The organism is Amycolatopsis rifamycinica (assembly GCF_000695625.1).
Lineage (GTDB): Bacteria > Actinomycetota > Actinomycetes > Mycobacteriales > Pseudonocardiaceae > Amycolatopsis > Amycolatopsis rifamycinica.
The window spans coordinates 95,567-121,129 of the sequence record NZ_JMQI01000062.1 but is presented as its reverse complement, the minus strand read 5'-3'; the positions used below and the strand labels follow the sequence as shown (position 1 = coordinate 121,129).

Here is a 25,563-nt window from a genome sequence, read left to right as displayed (position 1 = left end):
TCACGTTAGCTCGCCGGGCGCAGATGTGCAACCTTCGGTTGCGCGAAGGTCCTTCTGGACCCAGGCGACGTCCCGCCAGGCGCCGTGCTTCCACCCGACCCGGCGGTAGACGCCGGCGGGCTCGAAGCCGAGGGCGCGGTGGAGGCCGGCGCTGGCCTCGTTCGGCAGGGTCATGCCGGCGAAGGCGCGGCAGAACCCGCGGGCGCGCAGCCGCTCGAACAGTGCTTCGTAGAGGGCGCGTCCGGCTCCGGTGCGGCGACGGCCCTGTTCGAGGTAGATGCTCGTCTCGCAGGACCAGCGGTAGGCGGCGCGTTCGGCGAAGCGGGTGGCGTAGGCGTAGCCGGCGACGTGGCCGTCGTCTTCGAGGACGAACCAGGCGTGGGCGGCGGCGATGCGGCGGGCCATTTCGGTGGCGTCGGGTGGTTCGGTTTCGAAGGAGACGGCGGTGTCGGTGACGTAGGGCGCGTAGAGGGCGGCGCAGGCGGCGGCGGCGCGCGGGGTGGCGTGTCGGATCATGGCTCACATGGTAGCCACAGTGGCTCCTATAGTATCCCGTGTCATGACCGATCCCCTGACTGCTCGTTTGGCCGCCACGGTGCACGCCGCCCGGACGTCGCACGGCCTTTCGGTCGCCGCGCTGGCCGACCGGTCGGGGGTGTCACGGGCGATGATCGGCAAGATCGAGCGGGGTGACGTGCAGCCGACGGCGGCGTTGCTGGCGAAGCTGTCGGCGGCGCTCGGCCTGACGTTGTCGGAGCTGATCGCGCGGGCCGAGGGTGACGAGCGACGGCTGGCGCGGGCGGCCGAGCAGCCGGTGTGGGTCGATCCGGACACCGGCTACCGGCGGCGGTCGGTCTCCCCCGCGGCCGGTCGTCCCCTGGAGCTGGTGGAGGTGGAGCTGCCGGGCGGGGTTGAGGTGCCGTTGACGTCGGGCACGTATGCGTTCTTGCACCAGCAGATCTGGGTGCTGGAGGGGCACTTGCGGTTCCACGAGGGGCCGGAGGTGCACGAGCTGGCCGCCGGGGACTGCCTGCAGCTGGGGCCGGCGGCGGACTGCGTGTTCGCGAACCCGGGCTCGGTGCCGTGCCGGTACCTGGTGGCGCTGGTGAAGCGGGGTAGCTGACCGCGGCGGGGTGCCGCGGTCAGCGGGAAGTGAGCCGCAGGGCCGCGATCGAGGAGTCGAGCCAGGCGGCGAGGAAGCGGTCCGGGGCGAGGTCGCCGGGGGTGTGTCCGATGAGGACGTCGAGGATCGGGTAGTAGGTCAGCGATGCGACGAGGACCGCGGCGGTGGCTTCCGGATCGCTCACCTCGGCTCTCCCCTGGTCCCGCAGCGTGGTGATCCACTCGGTGCCGCGGCGGTAGACGGTGGCCAGCACGCCCCGCCACATCTGTTCGAACAGCTCCGGGAAGCCGGTGAACTCGCGGATCATCAGGCGGATGAGGTCTCGGTCGGCGGCCATGAAGGCCCAGACGTCGTCGGCGAGGACGCGCAGGGCCTCGCGAGGGTCCTCGGGCAACCGGGCGTCGGCGGTTTCGGCGGTGCGGGCGGCCAGGCGTGCGAGGTTGTCGTGGACCGCGGCCTCGAGGAGGGCCGCTTTGGACGGGAAGTGCTTGTAGAGGGCGCCGCTGCCGGGGTGGAGGCCGCAGGCGGTCTGGATGTCGGCGACGGACGTGGCGTCGTAGCCGCGGGTGGCGAAGAGGTGGACGGCTTCGTCGAGGATGCGGCGGCGGGTGACGCCGGGGGTTGTCCGAGCCATAGTGAGAAACTACTCTCTTTCTATGGTGGAAGTGACCGTGGAAGAGTTCGTGGCGTGCTCGCCGGAGGCCTTCCTGGCGCTGGTCATGGACCCGCGGCGGTACGCGGAGGTCGACCGCAAGCTGGGCCGGATCGACTGGGTGCACTCCGAGGGCGACGTCACCGAGTTCCGGTTCCGCTCGGCGCTGCCCGGGCTGGGGCCGGGGCCGAAGGTCGTGTCCCGGATGACCTTGACCCCGGGCCGGCGGGTCGACGTGCGGCTGCCGGACCGGCCGGAGAACCGCCTCGTGCGCCGGGTGTCGACGTTCGAGGCGTACTTCGAGTGCGTGCCGGTGGACGGCGGGATCCGGGTGCGCCGCCGGATCGCGTTCGGGTTCGCCGCTCCCCTGCGCCGGCTGGTCGAGCCAGTGCTGCGGCGCCGGCTGCGAGCCGACGTCGAGGCGGAGGTGCGCGGCGCGAAGCGGCTGCTGGAACGTTGACTGAAGCAATGAATCAGTGCTTCACTTCTTGACGTGCCCTACCGCCGCACCCCGAAGGTGCAGGAACGCCTCGACGCCCAGCGCGAAACGATCATCGCCGCCGCGACGCGTCAGCTGGCCGAACACGGCTACGGCGGCTGCTCGGTCGCCGCGGTCGCGGAGCGGGCCGGGGTGGCCGTCGGGAGCGTCTACCGGCACTTCCCCACCAAGGCCGACCTGGTCGTGCACGTGTTCCGGCAGGTCGTGACGCGGGAGGTCGAGGCGGTCCGGGCGGCATCGGCCGAGGCCGGCGAACCCGCCGAGCGGGTCCTGGCGGCCGTCGACACCTTCGCCCAGCGTGCCCTCAAGGCGCCGAAGCAGGCCTATGCCCTGCTCATCGAGCCGGTCGACCCGCTCATCGACGCCGAGCGGCTGGAGTTCCGGCGGGCCTACACCGAGGTCATCGCCGAGCACGTCGCCGCCGGGGTCCGGGACGGCTCACTGCCGCCCCAGGACGGCCTGCTCACCGCCGCGGCGCTGGTCGGGGCCGCCGCGGAAGTCCTGATCGGCCCGTTGACGAGCGGCAACGCCGGTGACGTCGCCGAGCTCCGCACGTTCATCCTGCGCGCTCTAGGAGGTTCCGATGCCCGCCACGCATGAGGTCACCAACCAGGTTCCGCCGCTGGCCGGCCACGACGTCGCCGACGACCCGGCGCTGCTGGCCGGGCTCGAGCGGGCCGGGGCGGGCTGGGCGGCCGGCGAACTGCACGAGCTGGGCCGGCTGGCCGGGACCGAGCAGGCGCAGGAGTGGGGCCGGCTGGTCAACGAGCACGAGCCGGTGCTGCGCACCCACGACCGGTACGGCCACCGGATCGACGAGGTGGAGTTCCACCCGCACTGGCACGACCTGATGAAGGTCGCCACGGCCCACGGGCTGCACGGCACGCCGTGGCAGGACCCGCGCGAGGGCGCGCACGCGGCGCGGGCGGCGAAGTTCTACGTCTGGGGGCAGGTCGAAGCCGGGCACAGCTGCCCGATCTCCATGACCTACGCGGCGGTCCCGGCGTTGCGGGCGAACCCGGAGCTGGCGGCGCGGTACGAGCCGCTGCTGGCGGCGACCGAGTACGACTTCGGGCTGCGGGAGCCCAGCACCAAGCGGGGCCTGCTCGCAGGCATGTCGATGACCGAGAAGCAGGGCGGCTCCGACGTCCGGGCGAACACGACGACCGCGACCCCGGCCGCGGACGGCAGCTACACCCTGGTCGGGCACAAGTGGTTCACCTCGGCGCCGATGTGCGACGTGTTCCTGACGCTGGCGCAGGCGCCGGGCGGGCTGTCGTGCTTCCTGCTCCCCCGCGTCCTGCCGGACGGCTCGCGCAACCCGATCCGGCTGCAGCGGCTGAAGGACAAGCTCGGCAACCGGTCGAACGCGTCGTCGGAGATCGAGTACGACAACGCGGTCGGCTGGCTGGTCGGCGAGGAGGGCCGCGGGGTCCGCACGATCATCGAGATGGTCAACAACACCCGGCTGGACTGCACGCTGGGCAGCGCGTCGGGCATGCGGCTGGGGGCGGTCCGCGCGGTGCACCACGCCACGCACCGGCGGGCGTTCGGCAAGGCGCTGGTGGACCAGCCGCTGATGGCCAACGTCCTGGCCGACCTGGTCATCGAGTCCGAGGCGGCGACGACGGTGGCGATGCGGCTGGCCGCGGCCGGCGACCGGCGGGACGACCCGCAGGAGCAGGCGTTCCGGCGGCTGGGGCTCGCGGTGTCGAAGTACTGGGTGTGCAAGCGGGCGCCGGCGCACGCGGCCGAGGCCCTGGAGTGCTTCGGGGGCAACGGGTACGTCGAGGAATCCGGGATGCCGCGGCTCTACCGGGAGGCGCCCCTGTCGTCGATCTGGGAAGGCTCGGGCAACGTCGCGGCGCTGGACGCCTTGCGGGCGATGGGCAAGCAGCCGGAGTCGGTGGCCGCGTTCTTCGCCGAGGTCGAGCGGGCCGCCGGCGGCGACGCCCGGCTGGACGACGCGGTGGACCGCGTCCGCAAGGAGCTCACCGACCTCGACGGCATCGAGTACCGGGCCCGGCGGCTGGTCGAGGCGATGGCCCTGGTGCTGCAGGGCTCGCTGCTGGTCCGCCACGGCCACCCGGCGGTCGCCGACGCGTTCTGCGCGTCCCGCTTCGGGGGTGACTGGGGCATCGCGTTCGGCACGCTCCCGGCCGGCGTCGACACGGGAGCGATCATCGAGCGCGCCGCGATCCGCTAGCCGGCGCGCTCGGCCCGCTGCCGGGCCAGTTCCTCGACCGCGCTGGGCAGGGTGGTCTCGAAGTCGATCAGCTTCGCCCACGTCGGGGTGACGACGATCCGGACCATGCCGTCGTAGAGGGAGCGGACCTCGCGTTCCCACTCGACGCGCTGCTGCGGGGTCATCTCGTAGCTGCCGTTCATCTGCAGGAACTCCGCCGGGATGCCGTCGACGACGTCGAGCTCCGCGCGGCCGCGGATGAGGAGGATCTTGGGCGGGTGCACCTCGGTGTCGATGGTCAGGGCGACCGCCGGGTTGGCGCGCAGGGACGGCAGCTTCGGCGAGTTCTTCGCGGTGCACATGACGATCTCCGAGCCGTTCCAGGTGAACGCGATCGGGATGCTGCGCGGGGTGCCGTCCTTGGCGACGTAGGCGAGCCGGGTCAGGTCGCGGGCCAGCAGTTCGCGGCTGAGCGGGCGGTCCAGCACCTCGGTGATCTCGTTCTGCTGCATGTCGGTCTCCTTCTCCGGACGTGGCGCTTGCTGTCCCGGGGACGGAGCCGGCTGAGCGTTCTCGACACTCGCCGCCGGAAACCCTTGCCCGGAGTTTCAGCGGCCGAGGGCGCCGAGTGCGCCGGCGACCGCGGCGGCCTTCAGTTCGGCGACGGGGACGTCGGGGAACTGCATGCAGACGTCCTGCAGGCCGCCGAGTGCGAGGATGGCCCTGGCCTGCTGTTCGAGGGTGGGTGCCGGGCCGCAGATCAGCTGGGTGAGGCGGGTGCGCCAGCCCAGGACGCGGTCGATGAGCCCGAGGTCGGCCAGGGTCGGCAGCTCGGCCAGCAGCATGACGACGTCGCCGCGGTGGCGGTGGTTGAAGTCGAAGAAGCCTTCGATCAGCTCGCGCACCGGCGCGTCGCCCCGGGCTTCCTGGTCGAGGAGGAACTTCTCGCCGTCGTCGAGCATCGGCTGGACGATGCTGCGGACGAGGTCGTCGCGGGACGGGAAGTGGTAGTAGAGCGCGGGCTTGGTGATGCCGAGCCGGTCGGCGATGTCCTGCAGGCTGGTGCGCTGGACGCCTTGGCTGGTGAACAGTTCGCGGGCGACGTCGAGGATGCGCTGCTTGGTGTCTGAGGGCTTCGGCACGGCCCCAGCATAACTGACTTAACGATAGGTAAGGAACCGTGGTACAACTTACCTAACGTTAAGTCAGGGAGGTACTCATGCGAATCCTGGTCTCCGGAGCCAGCATCGCCGGGCCCGTGCTGGCGTACTGGCTGGCCCGGCACGGCTTCGACGTCACCGTCGTCGAGCGCGCCCCGGCCCTGCGCAGGACCGGCGGCCACGCCGTCGACCTCTTCCGGCCGGCCATGGACATCACCGAACGGATGGGCGTCCTGCCCCAGGTCGAGGCGCGGGCCACCGGCACCACCCGGATGACGCTGCACCGCGAAGGCAGCCGCAAGCCCATCCACGTCGACCTGGCGAAGCTCTTCCAGGCCACCTCCGACCGGCACGTCGAGGTCATGCGCGACGACCTCAGCGAGATCTACTACGACGCCGGCCGCGACGACGTCGAGTACCTCTTCGGCGAGTCGATCACCGCCCTCTCCCCCGACGGCGAGGTCACCTTCGAACACGCGCCGGCGCGCCGCTTCGACATCGTCGTCGGCGCCGACGGGCTGCACTCGAACGTCCGCCGCCTGGTCTTCGGCGACGAAGCCGGGATGACGACGTTCATCGGCGCCTACCTGGCCGTGCTGTCCCTGCCCGACACCCTCGGCCTCGACAGCGAGGCCGTCACCCACCTCGGGCCCGGCCGCACCGTCTCCCTCTACAGCGCCCGGCACCTGCCCGACGCCCGCGCGGTGTTCCTGTTCCGCCGCGACGAGCCGCTCGACTACCACCACCGGGACGTCCCCCGGCAGCAGCAGCTGCTCCGGGCCGCGTTCGCCGGCCTGCACCCGCAGGTCGACGGCTGGCTGGCCAAGCTCGACGGCCCGGGCCCGTTCTACTTCGACTCGATCACCCAGCTGCGCCTGGACACGTGGTCCCGCGGCCGCGTGACCCTCGTCGGCGACGCCGGTTACTGCCCCGGCCCGGCCGTCGGGGGCAGCACGAGCCTCGCGGTACTGGGCGCCTACGTCCTGGCCGGCGAGCTGGCCGCGGCCAACGGCGACCACGAGCGCGCCTTCGCCGCCTACGAACGGGAGATGGGCGAACTGGTGCGCCGCAGCCGGGCCTTCGCCGTGGGCGCGGCACGAAGCCTGATCCCGTCCTCGCGCGCCGGGGTGTGGGCCCTGGCCCACGGTGGCCGGCTGATCTCGGCGCTGCCGGCCGGAGCGACCCGGGCGATCGCGAAGCTCAACACCGCCGGCGTGCGCATGCACGACTCGATGCGGGTCAAGGACTACGCGGTGACGGCGACGGCCTGACGCTGGAGGGGACCCCGTCACCGGAGCCCCCTCCAGCCTTCGACAGCGGGTGGTTTCGAACTCTGTCGGACACCGGCGGAAACCGGGCGGGCGCGCGGGAAGAACCCACGCGCCCGCACCCCCAGTGGCCCGGCGGAACCCGCCGTCGGGGGACAGGAGACAACGAGTACCGCGCTGGATACCGGCAAAGTCGGCGGAATTCCTCCGGGCCGGCGCAGCGGCAACGCCCGATACCGGCGCAGAACTCGAGGCGCCGCCGCCGGACCCGGCCCACCTCAGCCCACCAGCAGCCCCGGATCGGTCTCCGGCGGCCCCGCCGGCCACCACACGTCACCCTCGAGCCGGTACGGGTGCCACCGGCCGCGGCGATCCAGCCGCAGCTGCACCGCGCCGGCCGTGCACCGGTTCCGCTCGAACACCGCCGCCACCTCCAGCGCCGCCCGCGCGGCCGCCACCACGGCTTTCGGCGGCGTCCACGACGACTCCAGCACCTCCAGCCCGTCCGGCCCGCCGTAGCGCCACGCCGCCACCGCCCGCGCGAAATCCGGCCCTTCGCCGAGCCGCCCGGCGGCCGCCGGGAACTCCGCGGCCAGGCGGACCGCGTCCTGCCGCCGCCCCGGCCACGGCCTGCCTTCCAGCACCGCCAGGGCCCGGCCGGCCGCGTTGGCCGCCAGCAGCGCGAAGGCCTCGGCCGGCACCCCCGGCGCCGCCGGGATCGACGGGGCTCCCGACGGCCGGAAGCCGGCCAGGTCCGGCAGCTCCCCCGGGACGCGGCCGGCCGCCGGCTCCGCGACCGGCTCCGGCGCCGTGCGGCTCTCCAGTTCGGACCGGATTTCCCGCTCCCCCTTGCCGCGCAGCAACAGCAGCAGGAACGGGTCCGCGTCGAGCAGCCAGGACGCCTGGAACGACAGCGCCGCCGCGTGCCGGCACGGCAGCTCCCAGCCCGGGCAGTCGCACTCCGGGTCGAGGTCGCCGATGCCCGGCAGGAGGTCGACGCCCGCCGCCTCCACCAGGTCCGGTGGCAGGTCGCGGTCCAGCAGGGCCGCCAGGTGGCCCGCGCGGGAGGCGACCCGGTCGAGCAGGCGCGTCCAGTCCGGTTCGGACAGTTCCGCCAGCCGCAGCTGCGTCCGGTACGGGCCGCCGTCGGCGTCGTCGACCACCGCCGCGATCCGCCCGGGGCTGACCGTGATCGGGCCGACCAGCCCGGCCGCGGCGTACTTGCGGCCGTTCTTCAGCTGACGCAGGTCCAGCGCGGTGTCCTCCATCGCGCGCACCCACGCCCGGCCCCACCACGAACGCGCGAGGCGCCCGCCCGCGCCGAACGCGGGAAAGCCGCGTACCCGGTCGTCGCTCATCCGCGGCTCCTCAGCTCGACGAGCTCCGCCAGCTCGGTGTCCGACAGTTCCGTCAACGCGGCTTCCCCGCCGGCCAGCACCGACTCGGCCAGGGCCCGCTTCTCCCGCAGCATCGCCGCGATCCGGTCCTCGACCGTGCCTTCGGCGACGAGCCGGTGCACCTGGACCGGGCGGGTCTGCCCGATCCGGTACGCCCGGTCGGTCGCCTGGTCCTCCACCGCCGGGTTCCACCAGCGGTCGAAGTGCACGACGTGGTCGGCGCGGGTGAGGTTCAGCCCCGTGCCGGCGGCCTTCAGCGACAGCAGGAACACCGGCACGGCACCGTCCTGGAACCGCGCCACCAGTTCCTCGCGCCGCGTCACCGGCGTCCCGCCGTGCAGGAGCTGCGTGGTGATCCCGCGCCCGGCCAGGTGCTTCTCCAGCAGCCGCGCCATGGCGACGTACTGGGTGAACACCAGCACCGCGCCGCCCTCGGCGAGGATCGTGTCCAGCAGCTCGTCGAGCAGCTCCACCTTGCCCGACCGGCCACCCGGCTCTTTCAGGTACTGCGCGGGGTGGTTGCAGATCTGCTTGAGCGCGGTCAGCAGCTTGACGATCCGGCCGCGCCGGGCCATGCCGTCGCTGGCGGCGATGTCGGCCATCATCTCCCGCACGACCGCTTCGTACAGCGCCACCTGGTCCGCGCTGAGGGCCACCGGCCGGTCGGTCTCGGTCTTGGCCGGCAGCTCGGGGGCGATCCCGGGGTCGGACTTGCGCCGCCGCAGCAGGAACGGCCGCAGCAGCCGGGCCAGCCGCTCGGCCGTGGCCGGGTCGCCCGCCTCGATCGGTTTCGCCCAGCGCGTCCGGAACTCGGTCAGCGAACCCAGCAGGCCGGGCGCGGTCCAGTCGAGGATCGCCCACAGCTCCGAGAGCGTGTTCTCCACCGGTGTCCCGGTCAGCGCCACCCGCGCCGCCGACGGCACCAGCCGCAGCGCCTTCGCCGTGCCCGAGCGGTGGTTCTTCACGTGCTGGGCCTCGTCGGCGACCAGCAGCCCCCACCGCACCGCGGCCAGCGGGGCGGGATCGGTGCGCAGCGTGCCGTAGGTGGTCAGGACGAACCCGTCGAGCTCGGCCAGGGACCGGGCGCTGCCGTGGAAGCGCCGCACCGGCACGCCGGGGGCGAACCGGCGGATCTCGCGCTCCCAGTTGCCCAGCAGCGACGCCGGGCACACCACCAAGGTCGGCCCCGAAGCGCGGTGCAGGTGCAGCGCGATCAGCGTGACCGTCTTGCCCAGGCCCATGTCGTCGGCGAGGCACCCGCCGAGGCCCAGCCCGGTGACGGTGGCCAGCCACTGCAGCCCCCGCAGCTGGTAGTCCCGCAGTGTCGCGGCCAGCCCGGCCGGCGGGGCCTGTGGCTGCGGGGGCTCGGCCAGCCGTTCCCGCAGCCGCGCCAGCCAGCCGTCGGTGACGACCTCGACCACCTCGCCGTCGACCTCGGTGGTGCCCGAGAGCACCGCACCCAGCGCGTCGACCGGCGTCAGCGGCTTCAAGGTCCGCTCCCGGGCCTTTGCCGCCAGTGCCGGGTCGAGCAGCACCCACCGGTCCCGCAGGCGCACCACCGGACGCCGCGCCTCGGCGAGCGCGTCCAGTTCCGCCTCGGTCAGCACCTCGCCGCCCAGCGCGAGCTGCCAGTCGAACGCCAGGGCGCGGCCGCCGCCGAAGAACGACGGCAGGTCACCCGGGGCGTCGCCGGCGCGGACGGCGGCCCGCGCGGTCAGCGATCCCGCCAGCTCGGCCGGCCAGTGCACGTCGATCCCGGCCGCCGCCAGCCGTGGCGCCGCGGTCGCGACCAGCTCGGTCACGTCGTCTTCGCCGAGCGGGAGCTCGGCCGGCACCGCCGAGGTCAGCAGCGGGCTCAGCGCCGGCCACACCTGGGCCGCGCGGCGCAGGGCCAGCAGCACGTCGACGCGGGCCCGCGGCCCGAACCGTCCGGTCTCCCACAGCTGCGCCGCGTCGGCGACCTGCCCGGGATCGGCGAGGCTGTGCACCTGGACCACGGCGTGGAAGCGCCCGGTGGCGAACCCGTCCGGCGCCGTCAGCCGCAGCGACACCCGGATCCCCGAATCCAGGCCCGCGGCCAGCTCGTCGGCCCAGTCGCGCAAGCCGTCCGCGCGTTGCGGTGCGACGGCGGCGAACACCCGCGTGCCGGCCGCCTTCGCCGCCGCGGGTGTGCGGGGCAGCGTGTCGGCGACGGCGTCGAGGAACGCCCGCAACAGCGGCCCCGGCGCACGCTCGTCCGGCGGCATCGCGGCCGCGAGCTCGCGCAGCCACGCGGCTTCCGCCGGTTCCAGCGGGCCGGCCCGCCAGGCGTCGTGCCCGGCCGCGGTGACGCCGGGCAGCAGCCGGCCCGCGGCGACCAGCCGCAGCGCGGCCCGCGCCGCCGTCGCCCAGAAGGCGTCGGCGCCACCCAGCAGTTCCGGCAGACCGTCGGCGATGGACAGGGTGCGGCCGTCGACCACCAGGCGTCCCGCCCGCGGTGGTTCGCCCGGTTCGAAATGGACGTTCAGTTCCCCAGCCTCCCGTATCGGCGCACGGACAACGGCACGAACACCGCCAGCAGCACCACCGGCCAGACCACCGCCATCGGCACCGCGTGCGCGCTCACCCAGGACGTGCCGGCCGCGCCCGGGTTGCCGAACAGCACCCGCGCCGCGGTCACCGTGGAGGACAACGGGTTCCACTCCGCCACGGTTCCCAGCCACGCCGGCATCGTCGAGGTCGCCACGAACGCGCCGGAGAGGAACCCGAACGGGAACTCGAGGGTCTGCACCAGCGACACCATCGACGGATCGGACGTCAGCAGGCCCAGGTAGATCCCCGCCCACACCAGCGCCGTCCGCAGCAGGAGCAGCAGGCCGAGCGCCGCGAGGGTCTCACCCAGGCTGCCGTGCGGGCGCCAGCCGACGGCGAACCCGCAACCGGCCAGCACCGCCAGCGCGAGCGCCGCGTTCACCAGGTCCGCGGCCACCCGCCCGGTGAACGCCGCCGACGGCGCCATCGGCAGCGACCGGAACCGGTCGGTCACGCCCCTGCCGGTGTCGTCGAGCACCGCGATCATCGTCCCCGACAGGCCGAAGGCCATGGTCATCGCGAACATGCCCGGCATCAGGAACTCGCGGTAGGAGCCGCCGCCGGGGACGCTCATCCCGCCGCCGAGCAGGTAGGCGAAGATGAGCACCATCAGGATCGGGAAGGCCACCACCCCGGCCAGCCGGGCCGGGCGCCGCGCCAGCTGCGCGAGGTAGCGCTGGGTCAGCGTCCAGCCGTCTTCGACCGCCCACCTCATCGCGCCACCCCCGTCAGTTCCAGGAACACTTCGTCCAGCGTCGGTTGCCGCAGCGCCACGTCGGCGAACGACAGCTCGGTCGCCGCCAGCTCGCGCACGACGTCGGTCAGCATCGACGGCTCGGCCGCCGCGCTCACCCGCAGCTCGTCGGTGACCGGTTCGGCCCCGGTGACCCGGGCCAGCAGCCCCGCCGCCGCGCCGAGGGTGTCCGGGTCGGTGAGCACCAGCTCGATCCGGGTCGCCCCGAGTGAGCCCTTCAGTTCGGCCGGGGTGCCTTCGGCGATCACGCGGCCGTGCTCGACCAGGGAGATCCGGTCGGCCAGCCGGTCGGCCTCCTCCAGGTACTGCGTCGTGAGCAGCACCGTCGTCCCGTCCGCGACGAGCGAGCGCACCGCCCGCCACACCTCGTGGCGGCTGCGCGGGTCGAGCCCGGTCGTCGGCTCGTCGAGGAACAGCACCCGCGGCGCCGCGAGCAGGGAGGCGGCCAGGTCCAGGCGCCGCCGCAGGCCGCCGGAGTAGGCCGACACCGGCTTTGCCCCGGTGCCGGCGAGGCCGAAGCGCTCGAGCAGATCGTCGGCGCGGCGGGTGGCTTCCCGGCGGCCCAGGTGGTGCAGCCGGCCGAACAGGATGAGGTTCTGCCGGCCGGACAGGATCTCGTCGACGGCGGCGTGCTGGCCGACCAGCCCGATCGAGGCGCGAACCTTCGCCGGTTCGGTGGCGACGTCGAAGCCGGCCACGCAAGCGACGCCGCCGTCGTGGCGCAGCAGCGTCGAGAGCACGCGGACCGCCGTGGTCTTGCCCGCGCCGTTGGGTCCCAGCAGGCCGCACACGGTGCCGGCCGGGACGGAGAGGTCGAATCCGTCGAGGGCGTGCGCGTCGCCGTAGCGCTTGCGAAGCCCTTCGGCGTGGATCTGCGGAGTCATCCTGCCCCTTAAACTCTGTACAGTGTACAGAGAAGAGGTTAGCACAACTCTGTACGTTGTACGGGAATCAGGCGGGCAGAATGACCGGCGTGCGCACGCAGGAGAACGGTGACGGCGACCCGCGGCGGGCGATCGAGCTGCTCTGGGGCGTCTCGGCACCCCCGCGCCGCGGCCCGAAACCCAAGCTGGCCACCGTCGACGTCGTGCGCGCGGCGGTGGCGCTGGCCGACGCCGACGGCATCGACGCCGTCACCATCCGCCGGGTCGCCGACCAGCTCGGCGTCTCCCCCATGTCGCTCTACACCTACGTACCGGGCCGGGCCGAGCTGCTGAACCTGATGATCGACCACGCCCACGGCGAACTGGCCACCCCCGCCGACGGGCTCGGCTGGCGGGCGGCGCTGACCGCCATCGCCGAAGACCAGTGGGCGCTGTTCCACCGCCACCCCTGGCTGCTGCAGGTCGCCACCAGCCGCTCGGCGCTGGGCCCGCACAGCTTCGCCAAGTACGAGCGCGAACTGCGCGCGGTGGAGGGCATCGGCCTCGACGACGTCGAAATGGACGCCGTGGTCGGCTTGGTCGCCGGCCTCGTCCGCACCACCGCGCGCAGCTCGCTCGACAACGCCCGCCTGGTCCGCGCCACCGGGATGACCGACGCCCAGTGGTGGGAGCGCGCCGCGCCGGTGCTGGCCGGCATCCCGGCCGCCGACGCGGCGCACTACCCGCTCTCCTCCCGGGTCGGCCAAGCGGCCGGGGAGGCCCACAACGCCGCCGAGAACCCGGCCTACACCTTCCGCTTCGGCCTCGCCCGCGTCCTCGACGGCATCGAAGCCCTGGTCACCACCCGCGTAGACCGGTCGTGAGGGGTGAGGCCGGTTACTCACGACCGGTCTGGAGCCGAAGGAGGCGGGTCAGAGCGCCAGGAGCAGCCGCGCCGGGCGCCAGGTCCCGCCGTCGGGCGCCCGCGGGACGTCCTCGGTGAGCGCCAGCTCCGGGAAGCGGGTGAACAGCGACGACAGCGCCACCTCGGTCTGCACCCGTGAGATCGAAGCCCCGAGGCAGAAGTGCGGCCCGTGCGAGAAGCCCAGCTGCGCCGGACCCGAGCGGGTGATGTCGAAGCGGTCCGGATCGGCGAACGCCCGCGGGTCGCGGTCGGCGGCCACCACCGCCGCCGTCACCCGCTCGCCCTTGCCGATCACCTGCCCGCCGATCTCGACGTCTTCGCGCGCGAACCGCGGCGTGGTCAGCAGCTGCGGACTGCACCAGCGCATCAGCTCCTCCACCGCTCCCGGCCACCGCCCGGCGTCGGCCCGCAGCAGGGCCAGCTGGTCCGGGTGCCGCAGCAGCGCCTCGACGGCGTTGGCGATGAGGTTCACCGGCGTCTGCCCGCCCAGGACCAGGTGCCAGACCAGCGTGACCAGCTCGGTGTCGCTCAGCCGGTCGCCGTCCTCGGCCTGCACCCGCACCAGATCGCCGATGAGGTCGTCACCCGGCTCGACACGGCTGCGCGCGACGGCTTCCTTCGCACCCTCGATGATCGCCGGGATCGCCGCGGCGAAGTCCGGGCCCATCCCGCCCGCCACCGCGGCGCCGTATCCGCGCCAGCGCGGCCGATCGGTCTCCGGGATCCCGACCAGTTCGCAGATGACGTCGATCGGCAGTGGCCGGGCGAAGTGCGGCACCAGGTCGACGACGCCGTCTTCGGCGTGCCCGGGCAGCTCGTCGAGCAGCCGTCCGGTGATCGCCGCGAGCCGTGGCCGCAGCCGCGCGGCCCGCTTCGGCGTGAACGCCGGGGCGACCAGGCGCCGCAGCCGCAGGTGCTCCGGCCCGTCCTTCTCCGCCATCGTCTCCAGGTACGCCAGGCAGTGGTCGGGGATGCCGGGCGGGCGCAGGAAGCTGCCGGAGTTCACCTCGAACCGGGCGTCGCTCAGCATCGCGCGCGCTTCGGCGTAGCGGGTCACGGCCCAGAACGGGCCGAAGCCGGGGATGACCAGCTTGGCCACCGCGGCCCGTTCCCGCGCGTGGTCGTAGGCGGTGAACGGGTCGGTGAGCACCGTCGGGTCGGTCAGGTCGATCTCGGGGGTCATCCACCACTCCAGATGTTAAAATCAGATGTTCTTATCATCTCAGTGGTCACGGTATCTTGGTCGCCGATCCCGCGGCAAGGAGGACGATGGTCAGGCTCAGCAGGGCGGAAACCCAGGAACGCAACCGCGCGAAGGTGCTCACCGCCGCCCGCGACGAGTTCGCCCGCCGCGGCTTCCGCGAGGCGAAGATCGACGTCATCGCCGAACGCGCCGAACTCACCCGCGGCGCGGTCTACTCCAACTTCCCCGGCAAACGCGCTCTCTACTTCGCGGTACTGGCCGACCTCGCCGAACGCGCGCCCCGGCCCGCCACCCCGCCCGCGAACCCGGCCGCGGGCGACGTCCTGGCCGCGTTCGCCCGCGCCTGGATCGCCCGGCTCCCGCTGGCCACCGACAGCGACAGCGACGACGCCCGCCTCGCCCGCGACCTGCTGCCGGAAGTCCTCGCCGACGAGCACACCCGCCGGCCGTTCGCCCAGCTCATGCGGGTCGAGGCGATCCTGCTCGGCCTCGCCCTCGAGCGGGTCCGCCCGGGACGGCGTCTCGTGCGGGTCGCCGAAGCCGCTCTCACCACGCTGCACGGCGCCGGTCAGCTGGCCGCCGCCGCACCCGGGTTCGGCGAGCCGTTCCACCTCGTCACCGCCTGCGCCGCGCTGCTCGACCTGGACCTCGCCGACGACTGGCCGGCCGAGCCGCCCATCACCAGCCAGGCCCGGCCCGCCGGGCAGCCGTGGCAGCCGCCCGTGGCGACCGATCTGCTGACCGGCCAGGCCTTCCGGCCCGGCGACGGCGTCGTCGCCGTCCTCGGCCTGCACCGCGCCGCCGCGTTCGAAGAGGCCGTCCGCGCCGGTGCCGGCGTCACGGCCGTGCTCGTCACCAGTGACCCCGGCGAACTCGCCCCGCTGGCCCGGCTCGCCGTCGCCGACCTGCGCGGCTGCCTCGACCAGGCCATCGCCCCGCCGGAGCGGCCCCGGCTGCGGCTGGTCTGCGACGCGAGCGGCGAACTGGCCGCGGCCGCCGGCGTCACCGCCGTCAGCGACGCCACCGAGACCGCGGTCCGCGTCGAAGACGGCCGGATCGTCGTCCGCGCCGACGGATTCGGCGCGTGTCACGCCGCGGCTGTCGGTCCCGGGCCGTCCCGTTCGTCGGGAGGATGACACCGGCGGGAGGAGCAAAGGTGGACGTCGAGACCGCGGTCGCCGACGCGTTCCGCGAGGAGTGGGGCCAGGTCGTGGCCACGCTCATCCGGATCACCGGCGACTGGGACCTGGCCGAGGAATGCGCCCAGGAGGCCTTCGCGTCGGCCTTGCGTACCTGGCCCCGCGACGGCATCCCGGCCTCGCCCGGCGCCTGGCTGACCACCGCCGCCCGCCACCGCGCCACCGACCGGCTCCGCCGCGACGCCGTCGGCGCCGCCAAGCTCCGGGAGGCCGCCCGCATGCCCGTCCCGGACCACCCCGAATTCGCTGCCGAGCCCGGCGACAGCGGCGTCACCGACGACCGGCTGCGGCTCATCTTCACCTGCTGCCACCCCGCGCTGGCCACCGAAGCCCAGGTCGCGCTCGCCCTGCGCACCCTCGCCGGCCTAACCACCGCCGAAATCGCCCGCGCCTTCCTCGTCCCCGAAGCGACCATGTCCCAGCGGCTCGTGCGGGTGAAGCGCAAGATCCGCCACGCCCGCATCCCCTACCGCGTCCCACCCGCCCACCTGCTGCCCGAACGCACCCACGCCGTGCTCGGCGTGCTGTACCTGATGTTCAACGAGGGCTATTCCGCCAGCGCCGGCCCCGATCTGCTCCGCCCCGACCTCGCCGCCGAAGCCCTGCGGCTCGCCCGCGTCCTCGCCCGGCTGATGCCCGACGAACCCGAAGTCCTCGGCCTGCTCGCCCTGCTGCTGCTCCAGCACGCCCGCCGCGCCACCCGCACCGGCGACGACGGCGTCCTCGTCCCCCTCGAAGAACAGGACCGCGGCCGCTGGGACACCGCCGCCATCACCGAGGGCACGAGCGTCCTGGAGACCGCGCTGCGCCGCCGCCGTCCCGGGCCGTACCAGATCCAGGCCGCCATCGCCGCCTGCCACGCCACCGCCGCCCGCGCGGCCGACACCGACTGGGCGCAGATCGCCGGCCTCTACGACCAGCTGCGCCGCCACGTCCCCAGCGCCGTCGTCGAACTCAACCGCGCCATCGCGATCGGCATGGCGCACGGCCCGGCGGCCGGGCTCGCCCTCCTCGACACCCTGCCACTGGCGGGCTACCACCTGCTGGCCGCCACCCGCGCCGACTTCCTCCGCCGCCTCGGCCGCCACGCCGAAGCCGCCCGCTGGTACGCCGAGGCCCGCGACCTCGCCGGCACCGAAGCCGAACGCGGCTACCTCACGCGGAGAATTTCGGAGGTGGTGTCGGTCCCGGGCGACGCCGTTCGTCGGGCAGGTGAAGCCCGACCACCGGAGGAAGCCCCATGACCACCCTCGCCGTCCCCGGCGCCACGATCACCTACGACGTCCACGGCCGCGGCCCGGCCCTGCTGCTGATCCCCGGCGGGCCCGCCGACGCCGCGGTGTTCACCCACCTGCGGCCACTGCTGGCCGAAGACCACACCGTCGTCACCTACGACCCGCGCGGCCTGTCCCGCAGCCCCCTCGACGGCGCCCCCGGCCCGGACACCCTGCGCGACCACGCCGAAGACGTGCACCGGCTGCTCGCCGAAGTCGGCCCCGCCGACGTCCTGGCCAGCAGCGGAGGCGCCATCACCCTGCTCGAACACCTGCGCCACCACCCGTCCGGCGTCCGCACGGCCGTCCTGCACGAACCGCCCGTCACCCGGTACCTGCCCGCCGGAGCGCTCGACGGACCCGACATCCCCGCCCTGTTCCGCGAGCAAGGCCTCGCCGCCGCCTTCGCCGCGTTCATGAAGGTCGTGGGCGTCGACCCCGCCCCTCCGCTCGACCCACGCGCGGAAGGCAACTTCGCCTACTTCTTCGGTCACCTCATGCCCGCCACCGGCGCCTACGAGCCCGACCTCGACGCACTCCGGGCGACGCCGGCGCGGCTGGTCGTCGCCGTCGGCGAAGAGTCCGCCGCGCTGCCGGTCCACCAGGCCGCGCTCGGGCTGGCCACCGCCCTCGGCGTCGAAACCGAGGTGTTCCCCGGCGGCCACGGCGGGTTCGACACCGACGCGGAAGCCTTCGCCGCCCGCCTGCGCGAAATCCTGAAAGGATGCTGACATGCAGTACCTGCTGATGATCTGCGGCGACGAAACCGCCGAAGAACACCAAAACGACGGCTGCGGCGGCTGGAGCGAAGACCTCGAACGCCGCGGCAAGCTCCGCGGCGGCGGTGGCCTCCGCCCGCCGGCCGAAGCCACCACCATCCGCGTCCGCGACGGCGAAGTGCTGCTCACCGACGGACCGTTCACCGAAGCCAAGGAACAGATCGGCGGCTTCGTCATCCTCGACTGCGCCGACCTCGACGAAGCCCTCGAACTCGCCGCCCGCCACCCCGCCGCCGCCTACGGCAGCATCGAAGTCCGTCCCATGCTGCAGCCGGAGGACTACGCCTGATGCCCACCGTCGTCGACCGGCCGGCCCAGCGGTACGTCGCCGAACGCGCCACCCTCGGCATCGCCGAGTTCCCGCGGATCGCCGACCGGCTGCCCCCGCTCATCGGCACCCTCACCGCCGGCGGCGCCGGCCTCGCCGGGGCCCCGTTCTTCCGCTACCGCGTGCTGCACCCCGGCCCGCGGTTCACCGTCGAAGCCGGCGTCCCCATCGACGGCGGCTTCACCCCGGACGAGCCCGCCTTCCTCGGCGAACTCCCGGCGGGCCGGTACGTCCTGGAAACCTACGTCGGCGCACCCGGCGGGCTGGCCGCCGCCACCGAGGCCGTCCTCGCCTGGGGCACGGCCGAAGGGCTCACCTGGGACCGCACCGGCGGCCCGGACGGCGAGGAATGGGGGTGCCGCCTCGAAGTGCTGCGCACCGACCCCCGCCAAGTCCCGGACCCCGCCCAGTGGGTCACCGACCTGCTCTTCCGCCTCGAGGACTAACCGCGCCGGGTGAGCACGGCCGCGACCAGGCAGCCGAAGCCCGCCGTGCTCACCAGCGCGCGCAGGACGTTCCAGCACACCCACGTCGCCTCGAACCGCGCCCGCAGGGCCGCGTAGTCGTCGCCGCCGCGGCCGAGGGCGTCGTTCAGCGGGATGCTGACCACCCCGGTGATCACCAGCATCGCCACCAGGCACCCGAACCCGGCGATCACCCACGGCCGCGGTCCCGGGTTCAGGAACACCGCCACCCCCGCCAGCAGCGGCGCACCCAGGAACGTCAGCAGGAACACCGGGTTCACGATCGCGATGTTGATCCCGCGCATCCCCTCCACGAACGTCTTGTCGTCCCCGCGCGCCAAGCCCGGCATGACCGAACAGGCGTAGGCATAGAACAGCCCCGCGATCAACCCCGCCGCGACCACCGCGGCCACCAGCACCACCGCCGCCATCGGTTTCCCCTTTCCCGTCCCCGCGCTCCGCACCGGCCGGCCGCGCTCACGCAGCCGGTCCGCCACCCGGCGCCCGGTCTCGCCGGTGCCGCCCACCGCCAGGAAGTTCGTTGTCATGCCGATCAGTCAAGCGGCACTCGGTGAGACTCTCCATGGTCGACAGCCTCGATCGCATGTTCCAGCGTCTACGCTTGCGGCATGGACCCGCTCGCCGCGCTCCTCGACGGCCCCCGCGCCCGCGGCGCCTTCCTGCTGCGCTCGGTGCTGACCCCGCCGTGGTCGCTGCGCATCGAAGACCGGGCGCCGCTGACCGTGGTGGCGGTGGTGCGCGGCGAAGCGTGGATCGTGCCCGAGGGCGGCGAAGGCGTCTCGATGGGCGAAGGCGACGTCGCGATCGCGCGCGGCCCGGACCCGTACCTGGTCGCCGACCACCCCGAAACCCCGCCGCAGGCGCTCATCCTGCCCGGCCAGGAGTGCCGCACCTCCGACGGCGGGCACCTGACCGGACTCGCCGACGTCGGGGTCCGCACCTGGGGTCACGGCACCGACGGCCCGGTCGTGCTGCTCACCGGCACCTACGGCATGGACGGCGAGCTGACCAAACGGCTCCTGGCCGCGCTGCCGCCGGTGCTCGTGCTGCGCGCGGCCGACTGGCCGACCCCGCTGGTCGGCCTGCTCGCCACCGAGATCGGCAAGGACGTCCCTGGCCAGGAAGCCGTCCTCGACCGGCTGCTGGACCTGCTGCTGATCGCCGCGCTGCGCGCCTGGTTCGACCGGCCGGGCACCAGTGCACCCGCGTGGTACCGGGCGCACGAAGACCCGGTCGCCGGCCAGGCCCTGCGGCTGCTGCAGCACCAGCCGGCCGAGCCGTGGACGGTCGCCAAGCTCGCGGCGGACGTCGGCGTGTCCCGGGCCGCCCTGGCCCGCCGCTTCGCGGCCGCGGTTGGCGAAACCCCGATGGCCTACCTGACCGGCTGGCGCCTCGCGCTGGCCGCGGACCTGCTGCGCCAGCACCCGGACACCACGATCGCCGCGATCGCCCGCCAGGTCGGCTACGGCAGCGCGTTCGCCCTCAGCGCGGCCTTCAAGCGCGAGTTCGGCCTCAGCCCGCAGAACTACCGGGCTCCGGCGCGGTAGCGCGTCACTTCAGCGCGTCGCCGAGCCGGTCGAGCCAGTCGCCGGTGCCCTGCTCACGCCACTCCGGCTTCTCGGCGCCGTCGAGGAAGGTGCCCTGCTCGGTGAGCACCAGCCGCGTGCCCTCGCCCTCCTCCTGCAGCTCCACGGTGGTGACCGAAACCGTGGCGAGCGCCTGGCCGCCGCTCAGCGTCGTCGAATAGACGATCCGCTGATCCGGCACGATGTCGTGGTAGGTCGAGACGACGCTCAGCATCGTGCCGTCCGGGCCCCGAGCGTCGACGGTCTCCGTGCCACCGACCCGGAAGTCGAGTCCGTGCGTGCCGTCGGGGACGAACCAGCGGGCCTTCGCGGCCGGGTCCGACCAGGCCGCGAACACCCGTTCCGGGGCCGCGGGGTAGGTGCGTTCGAGCGTGAAGGTGGTGTGCAGGACGGTCATCACGTGCTCCCTTCCGTGGTTTCTGGGCCGGCGAGGAACTCGCCGAGCCGGTCGAGCCTGCTTTCCCACGTGGTGCGCTGCTGTCCCAGCCAGTGCTCGCCCACCCGCAGCGCCTCCGGTTCGAGCCGGCAGGTGCGGACGCGGCCGGTCTTCTCCGACCGCACGATCCCGGCCGTCTCCAGCACCTGCAGGTGCTGCACGACGGCGGCCAGTGACATGGTCAGCGGTTCGGCCAGCTCACTGACCGACGCCGGCCCGCGCACGAGCCGCTCCACCAGTGCCCGCCGCGTCCGGTCGCCCAAGGCGCGGAACACCAGGTCCAGCGACTCCTCATGGTTAAGCACCTACTTAAGTTAACCCTGGAGCGCCAGACGGTCAAGCAACTGCTTAAGTTTCTCGGGGAGCTCCGGGGCCTCCCGGAGGATGGTGCGCACGTCCGCCAGCTCGCGCTCGGCGGTATCGGCGCGACTGTGGGCCGAACGCAGCTCGGCGCCGAGGTTCGTGGTCGTTTCGTGCATCGACCGGACGGTCTGTTCGTGCGCCGCCTGCAGCTCGGCGAGCCGCTGGTCGAACCCCGCCCGCACGCGCTCGGCCTCGGCACGGGCGCGATCGAGCGCAGCTTCGTGCGCCGCGGTCGCCTTCGCGTGCTCGTCGCGCGCGGCGCCGAGGGCCGCTTCGAGCCGTTCCCGGACGGCGTCGGCCCGCGCCTCGGCCGCGTCCGCCCGTGCGGCGGCCGCTTGACCGCGGCCGCGCTCCTCCTCCAACGCGGCCCGGGCGGCCGCCAGTTCGGCGGTCAGGGTGGCGATCACCGCCGCGCGTTCACCGGCGAGAGCCGCGGAGGCATCGGCCCGGTCGGCGACCCGAGCGAGCTCGTCGCGCACCGCGGCCAGCTGCCCTTCGGCCCGCTGCTGCTCCTGGACGGCGGCGCGCCGGGCCGCCCGTTCCTCGTCCCGCTCGCGGACCGCGGCCGCCTGCTCGCGCTCCGCCGAGGCGGCCGCGGCAACGGCGGTCTCCGCGGTGTCCCGGGCCTGGACGGCTTCGGCTTCCGCGCGGCCACGCTGCAGGCGGTGCTCGTCGGCCTCGGCCAGGGCCGCATCCCGTTCGGCCAGAGCGGTGGCGGTCGTCGCCTCCAGCTGGTGGCGCAGCGTCGTGAGCGTCTCGACGAGCCCGCGGGCCGGTTCGAGCACCCGGTCGACCTGGTCGGCGAGCGCGGTGACGGCGGTGTCGTCCAGCGCGGTGTCGCTTTCCCGCAGCGACTCGGCGTCGGAGAGCACGGCCTCGGCGTCGCGGCAGCTGAGGTTCCGCCGCCCCCAGGTTTTCCCGTCCTGGCAGAACCGCGCCCGGCTCCCACGCCCCACCGCCGGCGGCAGCGGCGCTCCGCACCTCCGGTACTCGCACACCCGCACCTGACCTGCGTCTTCCGTCATGGTCAGGACCCTATCAAGCCTCCTAATCAGAACTAGATATAGCTGTTCAAAATTAGAAGAAGTCCACCCAGGGTGCTGAGTTTGGATAAGGTCACATATCGCAACTCAGAACACGAGGACGACGCACCGATGAGGTTTCCGCGCCGGACCCGTCTATACGGGGTGAGATCGACTCACAGGAGGCTGAACCCGATGCGGAAACTGATCTTCGGCATGAACCTGACCCTCGACGGCTACACCGCCGCGGCCGGCGACGACATCGGCTGGAGCGGGCCGCCGAGCGACGAGCTGTTCCAGTGGTGGCTCGAGCAGGAGCAGGCGAACGAACTGACCCTGTACGGGCGCAAGCTGTGGGAGGCGATGAGCTCCTACTGGCCCACCGGCGACCAGCAGCCGGACGCCACCCCCGCGGAGATCGAGTTCGCGCGGAACTGGCGGGACACGCCCAAGGTGGTGTTCTCCTCGACCGTCGACAAGGTCGACTGGAACACCCGCGTGGTCACCGGCGACGCGGTCGCCGAGATCACCCGGCTCAAGGCCGAGGACGGCGGCCCGATGAGCATCGGCGGCGCCACGCTCGCCGGGGCCGCCATGCGGGCCGGCCTGATCGACGAGTACGCCGTGGCCACCTACCCCATCCTGGTGGGCGGCGGCACACCGTACTTCACGGCGCTGGACAACTGGGTGAACCTCAACCTGGTCGAAACGCGGACGTTCCCCGGCGGGGTGGTGCTGACCCGCTACGAAACGAGGCGATGAGCGCGGACCCATCAAGACGCCCCGCCGGCGTGGCCGGCGGGGCGGTGGTGTTCACCTGCCTGATCACAGCGCCGGGGGCAGGCCCAGCCATGGCTTGCCGGCGGCGTCGAACCCGGTGAGCTCGGCGATCTTCCCCTCGGCGATGTGCAGGACCGCGACGGCGAAGAGCCGGTGCTCCGGCGCGTCGGGCGTGCGGAGGTACAGCGCGGCGGCGGGCATGCGGTTGACCGTCGTGGTGACCCCGCGCCAGTCGTCGTGGCCGGGCTGGAAGAGCCCACCGGAGACCCAGCCGTCCACCGCCTCTCCGGCCGTCGTGGTCACGGTGCCCGGATCGGGCAGCATCGCGAACCGAAGGTCGTCGCGCAGCAGGGCCATCAGCCCGTCGAGGTCGTTGCGCTCGTGGGCGTCGATGTACGACTTCACCGCGCCGCGCTCGTCCTCCGACAGCTCGTGGGTGGCGGGGCTGCGCCAGTCGAGGCGGCGGCCGGGCAGCCGTTCGCGCACCGTCACCCGGGCCCGCTGCAGTGCGCTGGTCACCGAGGCGACGGTCAGCTCGAGGGCGCCGGCGGCCTTCGCCGCCGGCCAGCCGAGGACGTCGCGCAGGATGAACACCGCCCGCTGCCGCGGCGGCAGGTGCTGGACGGCGACGATGAACGCCAGCTCGATCGTCTCCCGCGCCACCACCGATTCCTGCGGGTCCTCGGGGAGCATCCGGTCGGGGTACGGCTGCAGGTACGGCAGCTCGGACCCCGGGCCCGGCAGTGCGGCCGGCACGGGGGTGCGGTCGTTGCGCTTGTCCAGGAAGTCGAGGCAGGCGTTCGTCGCGATCCGGTACAGCCAGGTCCGCAGGGCCGCGTCGCCCCGGAACGACTCCCGTTTGTGCCACGCCCGCAGGAACGTCTCCTGCGTCAGGTCCTGGGCGTCCTCGTAGTTCGCGAGCATCCGGTAGCAGTGCACCTGCAGGTCACGCCGGTGGCGCTCGGTGACGAGCGCGAACCGCGCCGGGTCGGCCGAGCGGACCGCCGCGAGGAACGCGGCCTCGTCGCCGCCCGGCAGTCTGACGTCGGTCATGGTCGTCGATCCTTCCACCGGGATGAGCGGTCACCAGAACTGACGACCGGGCGGGGGATTTCTCATCGGTGCACCCGCCGAGAGCACGCGTGGCGCTTGCGGTCCAGCAGAGCCCGCTCCGCCGCGTTGCGCGTGAGACCGATGGCCGCCGTGTAGGCCGCGATCGCCTCCTCCGGCCGGTCCACCCGGTCCAGCAGGTCCGCCCGGATGGCGTGGAACAGCGGGTACCGCGCCAGCTCGAGGTCCTCGACCAGCGCCAGTGCCACGGCCGGGCCGTCGACCTCGGCGACCGCCACCGCCCGGTGCAACGCCACCACCGGGGTCGGCGTGCACGCCAGCAGCTGGTCGTACAACGCCTTGACCTGGGCCCAGTCCGTGGGCGCGTCGGTGTGCACGGCCTGGATCGCCGCCTGGATCTGGTACGGGCCCGGCTGGTTGCGGCGCAGGCAGCGGCGGACGATTTCGTGCCCTTCGGCGATCAGCACCGCGTCCCAGCGCGACCGGTCCTGCTCGGCCAGCAGCACGATCTCGCCGGACGCGGTCGTGCGCGTCTCGCGGCGGGCGTCGATCAGCAGCATCAGCGCGAGCAGGCCCTGCACCTCCGGCTCGTCCGGCATCAGCTCCGCCAGGACCCGGGTCAGCCGGATCGCCTCGCGGCACAGGTCGGCGCGGATCAGCTCCTCTCCCGCGCCGGCCGCGTACCCCTCGTTGAAGATCAGGTACAGCACGGCGAGCACCGCGGCCAGCCGCGCGGGCAGGTCGGCGTCACGCGGGACGCGGTACGGGATGCCGGCGTCGCGGATCTTGTTCTTCGCCCGGACGATCCGCTGGGCCATCGTGGGCTCGGCGACCAGGAACGCCGCCGCGATCCGGTCGGTGGTCAGGCCGCCGAGCAGCCGCAACGTCAACGCCACCTGCGCGGGCCGGGCCAGCGCCGGGTGGCAGCAGGTGAAGATCAGCCGGAGCCGTTCGTCGGGCACGGCGCCCTCCTCCACGGGCTCGGTACCGGCCTGCAGCAGGGCGGCCTGGGCGTGCTTGTCCGCCCGGGCGGACTCCCGGCGCAGCCGGTCGACGGCACGGTTGCGGGCGGTGGTGATGATCCAGCCCGCCGGGCTCGGCGGGAGCCCGGCGGACGGCCACCGCCGGACGGCCTCGGCGAAGGCGTCCTGCACGGCTTCCTCGGCGACGTCGATGTCGCCGAAGACCCGCACCAGGACCGACACCGCCCGGCCGTACTCGGCGGCGAAGACCTCTTCGACGGTCATTCGCGGAACGGCCGCACCTCGACCGGCAGCGGGGCGACGGCGTCGGCGAGCCGGCCACCCCAGGCGAGCGCGGCGTCGAGGTCGGCGGCGGTGATGATGGTGAACCCGCCGAGGTGTTCCTTGCCTTCGGCGTAGGGGCCGTCGGTGACGACGGTGCCCCCGTCGGCGGCCCGCAGCACGGTGGCGCTCGACGGCGGGTAGAGCCCTCCGGCGAACACCCACGCCCCGGCGGCCTTGAGGTCGGCGTTGAGGGCGTCGACCTCGCGCATGATGCCGTCCAGGACCTCCGGCGGCGGGGTCGGGCCGTCGGGCTGGTAGATGCTGAGCAGGTACTGCTTCACGGCGTCCTCCTCGGATCGGGTGCCTTCACCGCTGATACGAACGGCACCCGC

The 25,563-nt window shown here is 73.6% G+C and carries 29 protein-coding genes; 13 read left to right on the top strand and 16 right to left on the bottom strand.

Going from position 1 to position 25,563, the window contains the following annotated elements; all coding sequences use genetic code 11:
• Positions 1-516 (bottom strand): GNAT family N-acetyltransferase, encoded by a 516-nt coding sequence (locus tag DV20_RS28695; RefSeq protein ID WP_043785790.1) that lies wholly within the window; start codon positions 514-516, stop codon positions 1-3.
• 43 nt (positions 517-559) lie between these two features.
• On the opposite strand from DV20_RS28695, the gene DV20_RS28690 reads away from it, so the two are divergent.
• Complete coding sequence (locus DV20_RS28690; RefSeq protein WP_043785787.1) at positions 560-1,123, top strand: helix-turn-helix domain-containing protein; 564 nt, start codon at positions 560-562, stop codon at positions 1,121-1,123.
• A gap of 19 nt (positions 1,124-1,142) precedes the next feature.
• Here the strand turns inward: DV20_RS28690 and DV20_RS44345 are convergent, their stop codons facing one another.
• On the bottom strand, positions 1,143-1,757 hold the full coding sequence (locus DV20_RS44345; protein ID WP_084093725.1) for a TetR/AcrR family transcriptional regulator: 615 nt from the start codon (positions 1,755-1,757) through the stop codon (positions 1,143-1,145).
• Between the two features lie 22 nt (positions 1,758-1,779).
• Between DV20_RS44345 and DV20_RS28680 the strand changes: the two genes are divergently transcribed.
• Genes DV20_RS28680 through DV20_RS28670 form a run of 3 tightly spaced genes read left to right on the top strand, consistent with a single transcriptional unit; the run spans position 1,780 to position 4,480 of the window.
• Positions 1,780-2,235, top strand: a complete 456-nt coding sequence (locus DV20_RS28680; RefSeq protein ID WP_043785783.1) for an SRPBCC family protein — start codon at positions 1,780-1,782, stop codon at positions 2,233-2,235.
• Between the two features lie 33 nt (positions 2,236-2,268).
• Complete coding sequence (locus DV20_RS28675; RefSeq protein ID WP_043785782.1) at positions 2,269-2,874, top strand: TetR/AcrR family transcriptional regulator; 606 nt, start codon at positions 2,269-2,271, stop codon at positions 2,872-2,874.
• Positions 2,858-4,480 (top strand): acyl-CoA dehydrogenase family protein, encoded by a 1,623-nt coding sequence (locus DV20_RS28670; protein WP_043785778.1) that lies wholly within the window; start codon positions 2,858-2,860, stop codon positions 4,478-4,480. The genes DV20_RS28675 and DV20_RS28670 overlap by 17 nt, the downstream gene beginning before the upstream one ends.
• On the opposite strand, the gene DV20_RS28665 is transcribed toward DV20_RS28670, so the two are convergent.
• Complete coding sequence (locus DV20_RS28665; RefSeq protein WP_043785776.1) at positions 4,477-4,971, bottom strand: pyridoxamine 5'-phosphate oxidase family protein; 495 nt, start codon at positions 4,969-4,971, stop codon at positions 4,477-4,479. The two genes, DV20_RS28670 and DV20_RS28665, sit on opposite strands and share 4 nt — an antisense overlap.
• Before the next feature lie 96 nt (positions 4,972-5,067).
• Complete coding sequence (locus tag DV20_RS28660) at positions 5,068-5,601, bottom strand: TetR/AcrR family transcriptional regulator (RefSeq protein WP_043785774.1); 534 nt, start codon at positions 5,599-5,601, stop codon at positions 5,068-5,070.
• Between the two features lie 77 nt (positions 5,602-5,678).
• On the opposite strand from DV20_RS28660, the gene DV20_RS28655 reads away from it, so the two are divergent.
• A complete protein-coding gene (locus tag DV20_RS28655; protein ID WP_043785772.1) occupies positions 5,679-6,890 on the top strand; it encodes an FAD-dependent monooxygenase in 1,212 nt (403 codons plus the stop codon).
• Positions 6,891-7,165: 275 nt separating this feature from the next.
• Here the strand turns inward: DV20_RS28655 and DV20_RS28650 are convergent, their stop codons facing one another.
• The 4 genes from DV20_RS28650 to DV20_RS28635 are packed head-to-tail and all read right to left on the bottom strand — an operon-like array spanning position 7,166 to position 12,493.
• Positions 7,166-8,245 (bottom strand): SWIM zinc finger family protein, encoded by a 1,080-nt coding sequence (locus DV20_RS28650; protein ID WP_043785770.1) that lies wholly within the window; start codon positions 8,243-8,245, stop codon positions 7,166-7,168.
• Entirely contained in the window at positions 8,242-10,743 is a 2,502-nt protein-coding gene (locus DV20_RS28645; RefSeq protein WP_043785767.1) for a DEAD/DEAH box helicase, read from the bottom strand. The genes DV20_RS28650 and DV20_RS28645 overlap by 4 nt, the downstream gene beginning before the upstream one ends.
• Before the next feature lie 44 nt (positions 10,744-10,787).
• A complete protein-coding gene (locus DV20_RS28640) occupies positions 10,788-11,570 on the bottom strand; it encodes an ABC transporter permease (protein WP_043785765.1) in 783 nt (260 codons plus the stop codon).
• Positions 11,567-12,493, bottom strand: a complete 927-nt coding sequence (locus DV20_RS28635; protein WP_043785762.1) for a daunorubicin resistance protein DrrA family ABC transporter ATP-binding protein — start codon at positions 12,491-12,493, stop codon at positions 11,567-11,569. The genes DV20_RS28640 and DV20_RS28635 overlap by 4 nt, the downstream gene beginning before the upstream one ends.
• Before the next feature lie 80 nt (positions 12,494-12,573).
• Here DV20_RS28635 and DV20_RS28630 point away from each other — a divergent pair, with 80 nt between their 5' ends.
• Complete coding sequence (locus DV20_RS28630; protein WP_043785761.1) at positions 12,574-13,356, top strand: TetR/AcrR family transcriptional regulator; 783 nt, start codon at positions 12,574-12,576, stop codon at positions 13,354-13,356.
• A 48-nt stretch (positions 13,357-13,404) separates the two neighbouring features.
• Here DV20_RS28630 and DV20_RS28625 read toward each other — a convergent pair whose 3' ends face one another.
• Positions 13,405-14,580 carry a cytochrome P450 family protein gene (locus DV20_RS28625; protein WP_043785759.1) on the bottom strand — a complete coding sequence of 392 codons (1,176 nt, stop codon included), beginning with the start codon at positions 14,578-14,580 and terminating at the stop codon, positions 13,405-13,407.
• An 86-nt stretch (positions 14,581-14,666) separates the two neighbouring features.
• On the opposite strand from DV20_RS28625, the gene DV20_RS28620 reads away from it, so the two are divergent.
• From DV20_RS28620 to DV20_RS28600, 5 genes are read left to right on the top strand one after another with little or no spacing between them, the layout of a single operon-like run.
• The gene (locus DV20_RS28620; RefSeq protein ID WP_043785756.1) at positions 14,667-15,737 is read left to right on the top strand and encodes a TetR/AcrR family transcriptional regulator; all 1,071 of its coding nucleotides are present in this window, start codon (positions 14,667-14,669) and stop codon (positions 15,735-15,737) included.
• A complete protein-coding gene (locus DV20_RS28615) occupies positions 15,734-17,044 on the top strand; it encodes a sigma-70 family RNA polymerase sigma factor (RefSeq protein WP_043785755.1) in 1,311 nt (436 codons plus the stop codon). The genes DV20_RS28620 and DV20_RS28615 overlap by 4 nt, the downstream gene beginning before the upstream one ends.
• The gene (locus DV20_RS28610; protein WP_043785753.1) at positions 17,041-17,805 is read left to right on the top strand and encodes an alpha/beta fold hydrolase; all 765 of its coding nucleotides are present in this window, start codon (positions 17,041-17,043) and stop codon (positions 17,803-17,805) included. The genes DV20_RS28615 and DV20_RS28610 overlap by 4 nt, the downstream gene beginning before the upstream one ends.
• A gap of 1 nt (position 17,806) precedes the next feature.
• Complete coding sequence (locus DV20_RS28605) at positions 17,807-18,142, top strand: YciI family protein (protein ID WP_043785752.1); 336 nt, start codon at positions 17,807-17,809, stop codon at positions 18,140-18,142.
• Entirely contained in the window at positions 18,142-18,627 is a 486-nt protein-coding gene (locus DV20_RS28600) for a GyrI-like domain-containing protein (protein ID WP_043785750.1), read from the top strand. Before DV20_RS28605 ends, DV20_RS28600 begins: the two co-directional genes overlap by 1 nt.
• On the opposite strand, the gene DV20_RS28595 is transcribed toward DV20_RS28600, so the two are convergent.
• Positions 18,624-19,076, bottom strand: a complete 453-nt coding sequence (locus DV20_RS28595) for an anthrone oxygenase family protein (protein WP_043786079.1) — start codon at positions 19,074-19,076, stop codon at positions 18,624-18,626. The genes DV20_RS28600 and DV20_RS28595 overlap by 4 nt on opposite strands.
• A gap of 198 nt (positions 19,077-19,274) precedes the next feature.
• Between DV20_RS28595 and DV20_RS28590 the strand changes: the two genes are divergently transcribed.
• Positions 19,275-20,213 (top strand): AraC family transcriptional regulator, encoded by a 939-nt coding sequence (locus DV20_RS28590; RefSeq protein WP_043785748.1) that lies wholly within the window; start codon positions 19,275-19,277, stop codon positions 20,211-20,213.
• Positions 20,214-20,217: 4 nt separating this feature from the next.
• Here DV20_RS28590 and DV20_RS28585 read toward each other — a convergent pair whose 3' ends face one another.
• The 3 genes from DV20_RS28585 to DV20_RS28575 are packed head-to-tail and all read right to left on the bottom strand — an operon-like array spanning position 20,218 to position 22,076.
• Complete coding sequence (locus DV20_RS28585) at positions 20,218-20,649, bottom strand: SRPBCC family protein (RefSeq protein ID WP_043785746.1); 432 nt, start codon at positions 20,647-20,649, stop codon at positions 20,218-20,220.
• Entirely contained in the window at positions 20,649-20,993 is a 345-nt protein-coding gene (locus DV20_RS28580; protein ID WP_063607833.1) for an ArsR/SmtB family transcription factor, read from the bottom strand. Before DV20_RS28580 ends, DV20_RS28585 begins: the two co-directional genes overlap by 1 nt.
• 9 nt (positions 20,994-21,002) lie before the next feature.
• On the bottom strand, positions 21,003-22,076 hold the full coding sequence (locus DV20_RS28575) for a coiled-coil domain-containing protein (RefSeq protein ID WP_235190997.1): 1,074 nt from the start codon (positions 22,074-22,076) through the stop codon (positions 21,003-21,005).
• A 192-nt stretch (positions 22,077-22,268) separates the two neighbouring features.
• Between DV20_RS28575 and DV20_RS28570 the strand changes: the two genes are divergently transcribed.
• Positions 22,269-22,835 carry a dihydrofolate reductase family protein gene (locus DV20_RS28570; RefSeq protein ID WP_043785744.1) on the top strand — a complete coding sequence of 189 codons (567 nt, stop codon included), beginning with the start codon at positions 22,269-22,271 and terminating at the stop codon, positions 22,833-22,835.
• Between the two features lie 63 nt (positions 22,836-22,898).
• Here the strand turns inward: DV20_RS28570 and DV20_RS28565 are convergent, their stop codons facing one another.
• From DV20_RS28565 to DV20_RS28555, 3 genes are all read right to left on the bottom strand, one after another.
• Entirely contained in the window at positions 22,899-23,906 is a 1,008-nt protein-coding gene (locus DV20_RS28565) for an RNA polymerase subunit sigma-70 (protein WP_043785743.1), read from the bottom strand.
• 62 nt (positions 23,907-23,968) lie between these two features.
• A complete protein-coding gene (locus DV20_RS28560; RefSeq protein ID WP_043785740.1) occupies positions 23,969-25,171 on the bottom strand; it encodes an RNA polymerase sigma factor in 1,203 nt (400 codons plus the stop codon).
• Entirely contained in the window at positions 25,168-25,512 is a 345-nt protein-coding gene (locus DV20_RS28555; protein WP_043785738.1) for a YciI family protein, read from the bottom strand. Before DV20_RS28555 ends, DV20_RS28560 begins: the two co-directional genes overlap by 4 nt.
• Positions 25,513-25,563 lie beyond the last annotated feature (51 nt).